8 protein-coding genes and 2 riboswitches are annotated in these 5,596 nt (G+C 70.5%); of the genes, 2 read left to right on the plus strand and 6 right to left on the minus strand.

Features of this window, described 5'->3' with window-relative positions; translation table 11 throughout:
• Positions 1–279 (minus strand): hypothetical protein (locus DCI01S_RS15720; protein WP_156482640.1); only part of this gene is annotated, 279 nt, incomplete at its 3' end.
• Between the two features lie 108 nt (positions 280–387).
• Between DCI01S_RS15720 and DCI01S_RS15725 the strand changes: the two genes are divergently transcribed.
• Together DCI01S_RS15725 and DCI01S_RS15730 are read left to right on the plus strand one after the other, a co-directional pair.
• Positions 388–1,995, plus strand: coding sequence for an alpha/beta hydrolase (locus tag DCI01S_RS15725; protein WP_070721337.1), 1,608 nt, complete (start codon positions 388–390; stop codon positions 1,993–1,995).
• Between the two features lie 122 nt (positions 1,996–2,117).
• Positions 2,118–2,342, plus strand: coding sequence for a hypothetical protein (locus DCI01S_RS15730; RefSeq protein ID WP_007627087.1), 225 nt, complete (start codon positions 2,118–2,120; stop codon positions 2,340–2,342).
• A gap of 172 nt (positions 2,343–2,514) precedes the next feature.
• Here DCI01S_RS15730 and DCI01S_RS15735 read toward each other — a convergent pair whose 3' ends face one another.
• The 5 genes from DCI01S_RS15735 to DCI01S_RS15755 form a co-directional block, all read right to left on the minus strand.
• Positions 2,515–2,985 (minus strand): hypothetical protein, encoded by a 471-nt coding sequence (locus DCI01S_RS15735; protein WP_061230092.1) that lies wholly within the window; start codon positions 2,983–2,985, stop codon positions 2,515–2,517.
• A gap of 1 nt (position 2,986) precedes the next feature.
• Positions 2,987–3,346, minus strand: a complete 360-nt coding sequence (locus DCI01S_RS15740; protein ID WP_061230093.1) for a hypothetical protein — start codon at positions 3,344–3,346, stop codon at positions 2,987–2,989.
• 126 nt (positions 3,347–3,472) lie between these two features.
• Positions 3,473–4,255 (minus strand): 3-oxoacyl-ACP reductase, encoded by a 783-nt coding sequence (locus DCI01S_RS15745; protein WP_061230094.1) that lies wholly within the window; start codon positions 4,253–4,255, stop codon positions 3,473–3,475.
• A gap of 111 nt (positions 4,256–4,366) precedes the next feature.
• Positions 4,367–4,464, minus strand: a riboswitch (TPP riboswitch).
• Positions 4,465–4,534: 70 nt separating this feature from the next.
• Complete coding sequence (locus DCI01S_RS15750) at positions 4,535–5,011, minus strand: SRPBCC family protein (protein WP_061230095.1); 477 nt, start codon at positions 5,009–5,011, stop codon at positions 4,535–4,537.
• 113 nt (positions 5,012–5,124) lie between these two features.
• Positions 5,125–5,439, minus strand: coding sequence for a DMT family transporter (locus tag DCI01S_RS15755; RefSeq protein WP_061230096.1), 315 nt, complete (start codon positions 5,437–5,439; stop codon positions 5,125–5,127).
• A gap of 10 nt (positions 5,440–5,449) precedes the next feature.
• Positions 5,450–5,516, minus strand: a riboswitch (guanidine-III (ykkC-III) riboswitch).
• Positions 5,517–5,596 lie beyond the last annotated feature (80 nt).

The following is a 5,596-nucleotide window of genomic DNA, read 5'->3' on the forward strand; positions in this document are numbered from 1 at the left end:
GGGCCTGTAAACGGTCGACAGCAACATCGTGTAGAACGCCGAGAAGGTCCCGAGTATGGTGAGAAATCGTACAGCCTGAGCCGCGCGATACCGGGCAACCGCCTCCGCGCTGAGCGATTCCAACTCCGCTTCCAGATGAGCGCGTCCGCTGACCCGCTCGAGCGCGGCCGACAGCCTGTCGATCTTCTGGGAGAACCGCTCTCGACCCACGGAGGCTGTGATTAAGGCCCCCACCAGAGCGGGAATCGCCACAAGAAGAGACTCGGGAATGCTCGTCATGCGGCGACGCTAACTTGGCGCTACGACATCGCTATCGTCCCCTGACAGGCAATGGCAATGTCGGACGGTCGGCAGCAACGGGGGCGCCATCCTGAAAGACTGGGCGACATGCACAGCCGCCGTTCAGCACTCCTCCCGTCCGCCGCTCGTCACGTCGCCTCGGCAATGGCGTCGGTGCTCGTGGCGGCGGGACTCGTCGTCGTCCAGGGCGCCGCCACCACCGCACCGGCCGCGCACGCCGCGCCCACCTGGGGCGCGTGCCCCGACACCGTGTCCACCCCCGGCGCGGTCTGCACGACGGTGACCGTCCCGCAGGACTACTCGCGGCCGGACGGCGAGGCCATCGACGTGACCATATCCAAGCTCCCGGCCCGCGACCCGGACGCCCGGCGCGGGGTGCTGTTCGGCAACGCGGGAGGACCGGGCGGGGACTCCCTGACCTACTTCGACGACAACGAACTCTTCACCTGGCCCGATGCCCTGCGCGATGAGTGGGATCTGATCGGCGTGCAGCCCCGGGGACTCGCCCACGCCGGGCCCCTGCAGTGCGCTCCGCTGAACCCGGCGGACGTCCTGATGTTGGCGACCAACGTCGGCGGAGCGCACCGGGCGGCGTGCGAATCGGTCAGCGGCGACGACTGGCGACACCTGACCACCGAGAACACCGCCCGCGACTGGGAGCAGGTGCGACTGGCGCTCGGCGAGGAGCGGATCTCGATCCACGGCCTGTCCTACGGCACCCTGCTCGGCTCCACCTACGCGACGCTGTTCCCCCAGCACACGGACAAGGTCGTGCTGGACTCGGGCGCTCACCCGGACTGGATGTGGAACCAGGTCCTGCTCGAGCAGAACGAACCGCACAAGCGGCGTGTGCACGACATGTTCGACTGGATCGCGGCCAACGACGCCACGTACGGCCTGGGCGACACCCCGCTCAAGGTGTATCAGCGCTGGACCGAGCGGGTGCTCGCCGAGGCCGGCACCACCCCGACACTGGCTCCGCCGCCCGCGCGCGTGGGCGATGTGCCGGCGGAGTGGCAGGCCCTGGCTCAGGCGTGGATCGACGGTACGACGCTGACCGGCCCGGCGCGGGCGCAGCTGGAGGGCCTCGCGCGGCAGCTGCTCAACCCCGGCGCGATGCAGTCGCGGTCGATCACTCTCGCCGCGACCCGGAGCCTCGCGCCGCAGTCGCAGGGCTGGCCGATGCTGGCGGCGGCCCTGCGCGACGGCACGCCCCTGGGCATGGTCGATCCGGAGATGCCGGCCGTGCCCGCGGAGGCGCTGATCGCGGTGAACATGCAATCGGCGATCCTCTGCAACGAGAACCGCGTGGCCCCGCGACCGTTGGACTACCCGGGCTTCCTGTGGACCCAGTTCGTCACCGGCGACATCTTCGACGCCACCGGCCTGATGTTCAGCTCGGGCGCGGCATGTGCCGGAGCTCCCGCCGTCACTACGCCCGTCGAGGTGAGCGGTGACGCGCTCGAGGTGCCGCCGCTGCTGATCAACTCGGTGGCGGACCCGCAGACCCCGCTGCACGGCGCCCGCGCGTTGGCGGACCGGATGGGCGCGCACATGATCACCGTCGACGGCGGCGATCACGGGCAGGTCGCCAAGGGCAACGGGGTCGTCGACGACGCCGTGGTCGAGTACCTGCGCACGGGCAGCACCGCGGTCACCTCGGCGCCCGCGCCGCCCGGGCCGGTCGCGCGGTGACCACCGGCCAGGCCGCGCGGTCGACGGGCCTGGCGATCGACGGGCTTCAACCGGATGCGAGATGACGCCGGATCACCCACACTGCGGATACGACCGGATTCCATCGATTCGAAGGAGCAAGCATGCCCCGTTACCGCGTAGTGGACCCCGACCAGAACGTCATCGAGGAGAAGGAGTTCGCTGACGACACCAAGGCGTACGACTGGTTCAAGACGGTCGAGGTCCCCGACGACGCGCTCGGGTACGCCATGGAGGTAGACATGGACGGCAAGTGGACCCGCTTCGAGATCAACGACGGCGGCACCAACACCTCCCCCGCCGCCGACGAGGGCACCGGCACCCCCTGATCCGAGACCCGGCACGACGGGCAGTCGACCCGCCCAGCTCGACATCCGCTACTCCGCCTGCGGATCCGCTACCTCCACGGGAGTAGCGGATTCCGAGGCGGAGTAGCGGATTTCGGAGGGCCTGACAGGCTCACCCCTTGACCAGTCCCGTCCACGATGAGGTTCTGCCCGGTCACGGCGCGCGTCTCGCCCGATAGATGCGGTCGCGCACGGCCAGCGTCAGCGCGTCCAGGCGGGCGGCCTCTGCGAGAAGGTCGGCCACTCTGCTCGGACGGTCGGTGGTGCTGTCGACCAGGGCGTCGTTCGCCCGCTCCAGTAGGCGGGCGAACGCGGGGTCGCCGTCGAGGGCGTCCCTCACGGCGGGGTACTCGGCTTCGAGCGGGGTGCCGATGCCGAGCGTGGAGCGGAGTTCATACCAGCGGTCGAGGGTCGCGGCGAGCGCCTCGGAGGCCAGCGCGTGGGTGCGCCGCGCGGTGTCGACGGCGCGCTCGGCGGTGAGCTGCGCCGGGTCGGTCCCCCGGCTGAGCCGACGGTGGCGGGCGAGGTCCTCCAGTCCGGAGCGCACGAGCCATCCGGTCGACGCGATCCACGCGACCACACCGGCGAGGACCGCGAACACCACCAGCGCGAGGATCAGCGGCACGTCAGATCACCGCGTTGAGGACGAGCGTCAGCGGGACAGCCAGGAGCACCGCCGCCGAGAGGCCGGCCCCGATCAGTTTGCCCACGCCCGACCATCGGAGTTCGGAGCGTTCGGCCTCCAGCGCCGCCGGTGACAGCGGAGCCGCGAGACGCCCGGCGGCGGAGGCCGCGGACTCGGCGACGGCGGGCCAGGTTCGCGGGACGTGCCGGTGCGGGTCGCTGCCGAGATCGTCGGCGGCCAGGAGGGCTCGTTGCTCGTCCCATTCCGCGAGGCGCTGGTCGAGTTCGGCGACAGCGGCCTCGGCCTCGGCGATCCGGCGGCCCCCGGCCGTCCGCGAGAAGACCACCGAGGGGAACTGCATGACTCCAGCCTCCCCCACCCGACCGGCACCGGCAAGGGCGCGCACGTGTGAGGGCGCGAGGGCGCGCGGGCACGAGGGCGCGCGGGTGCGAGGGCGCGCCCTCGGTGCGATCGGCGCCGCCGCGCCTCACCCCTTGACCAGTCCCCCGTCCACGATGAGGTTCTGCCCGGTCACGGCCCGCGCCCACGGGGAGGCGAAGAACAGCACCGCGTCGGCGAGTTCGGCCGGGGTGATCGCGCGGCGCAGCGGCGTCCCCGACGCGATGAGGTCGAACACCTCTGCAGGCGTGGCGGCGCTCGCGGCGGTGGTGCGCAGCAGACCGCCGGAGACCATGTTCACCGTGATGCCGTCCGGTCCCAGATCGGTGGCGAGGGTCCGGGTCAGCGACAGCGCGGCGGCCTTGGCGGCGGTGTAGTCGTGGTACGGCACGACGGGGTGCTGGAACAGATTGGTGCCGATGTTCACGATCCGTCCGAAACCGGCCTCGCGCATGCCCGGAAGCGTCGCCTGGGTCGTGGCGAGGGTGGCCTTGACCGCGCCGCGGAGTTGCGAGTCGAAGTCATGCCAGATCAGCGTCTCGGGTCGCGGGCGGGCGTCTCCGTTGAACTCGAAGTCGACCAGCGCGTTGTTGACGACCGTGGTGACGGGCGCGCCGAAGTGGCGACGGGCGGCGTCGACGAGGGCGTGCACCTCGTCGTCGTCGGTGACGTCGGCGCGGAGTGCGACCGTGCGGTCCTCGCCGAGCTCACGGACGAGGTCGGCTGCGGCCGACTCGCTGCGGTGATAGTTGACGACGACGAGAGCGCCCTCTCTGGAGAAGGCGCGGCTGATGTCCGCGCCGAGCCCGCGGGCGCCTCCGGTGACGAGGACGACCTGCTCGTCGATCCGCGCGCTGTTGCCGATATCCATTGCCACTCACTTCCCGGTGTTCCCGGCGAGGGTGACGATGCGCCTCCGCTCCTCGACTGCGCAGGGCGCGGCGGATCGGCGACGGCACCGGGAGCCCCGTTGCGGTGGCGGCGGGTGCCGTATCGACATTCCTTCGCTGGAACGACCCAGATCAGGTTCGACGGGTGTGATCTCAGCCGCCCGGGCGGGCAGCACCCCGTGTCGCCGACCACCATAGATCACCGGCCGACAGGGCGAGCGGTGACCACGTCGATCCGCTCAGTGGTGGTCATCCCGTGGTCATCCAGCGGTCTCGTACCTCGCCGCCAGCTTAGACAGCGTCTCCGTGATGCCCGCCGCGTTCCGCTTGGACATCCCCACGATCTCGAAGAACCTGCCGAGCTTGGACGGCCGGTTGTCGAAGCTCTCGACGATCTTCGTCTTCCCGTTACCGGTCGGGATGAGCTCCCAGCGCCACCGGTGCCCTGCGGGGTGCGCCCACTCGATCACCTTCTCCACCGGGGTGTCGCGGTGCTCGGTGACCGTGCAGGTGATGCGGTACGGCACGCCGTACATACGCATCGCGGTGGTGAACTTGGCGCCGGGGCGCAGGGTGGTCGGCCCCCGGACGTTGTCGCGGACCGTTCCGGACCCGTCGACGAGTCCGTGCTTGCGTGGGTCGTTGAGGAGGGCGAACAGCTCGTCGGCGGGCGCGTTCACGGTCACGCTGCGGGCGACCACGCGCGGTCCGCGGTCGATTGTGCTGATGGCGGTCATGGTGAGATGGGACCTTCCGGTTGGACTCGGCCTGGCGGCGAGCTCGGATGCGGTTCACCCCACCGTACGACCGCACTCCGACATCATGCGGTGCATCGTGTACGGCCAGCGGATCAGCTGACGGCCTTGAGCCCGACCACACCGCCGATGATCATGACGAGGAACAGCACCTTCATCGCCGAGGCGGGTTCCGCCCCGGTGGCCATGGCGTAGACGACGGTCAACGAGGCACCGATGCCGACCCACACCGCGTACGCGGTGCCCACGGGTAGCTCGCGCATCGCGTAGGCCAGACCGGCCATGCTCACGACAAGCGCGACGCCGAACACCACCGAGGGCCACAGCCGCGTGAACCCCTCCGAGCGGCCGAGCGCGCTGGCCCACACGGCCTCGAGAACTCCGGACAGAACGAGTACGACCCATGCCATGACGGCCTCCTGCGGGCCGTCTTGTCGCGCACCGGGTACGGCACCCCTCGTCCGGAGGCCCCGGGCCGGGGCTCTGATCCCCAGGGTGACAGTCCCGGTGGTCGCGGACAACGTCAGGTCCGTCACCTCGATAAGTCGCGCTATCTAACCCCGGTGA

The organism is Dietzia cinnamea NBRC 102147 (assembly GCF_001571065.1).
Lineage (GTDB): Bacteria > Actinomycetota > Actinomycetes > Mycobacteriales > Mycobacteriaceae > Dietzia > Dietzia cinnamea.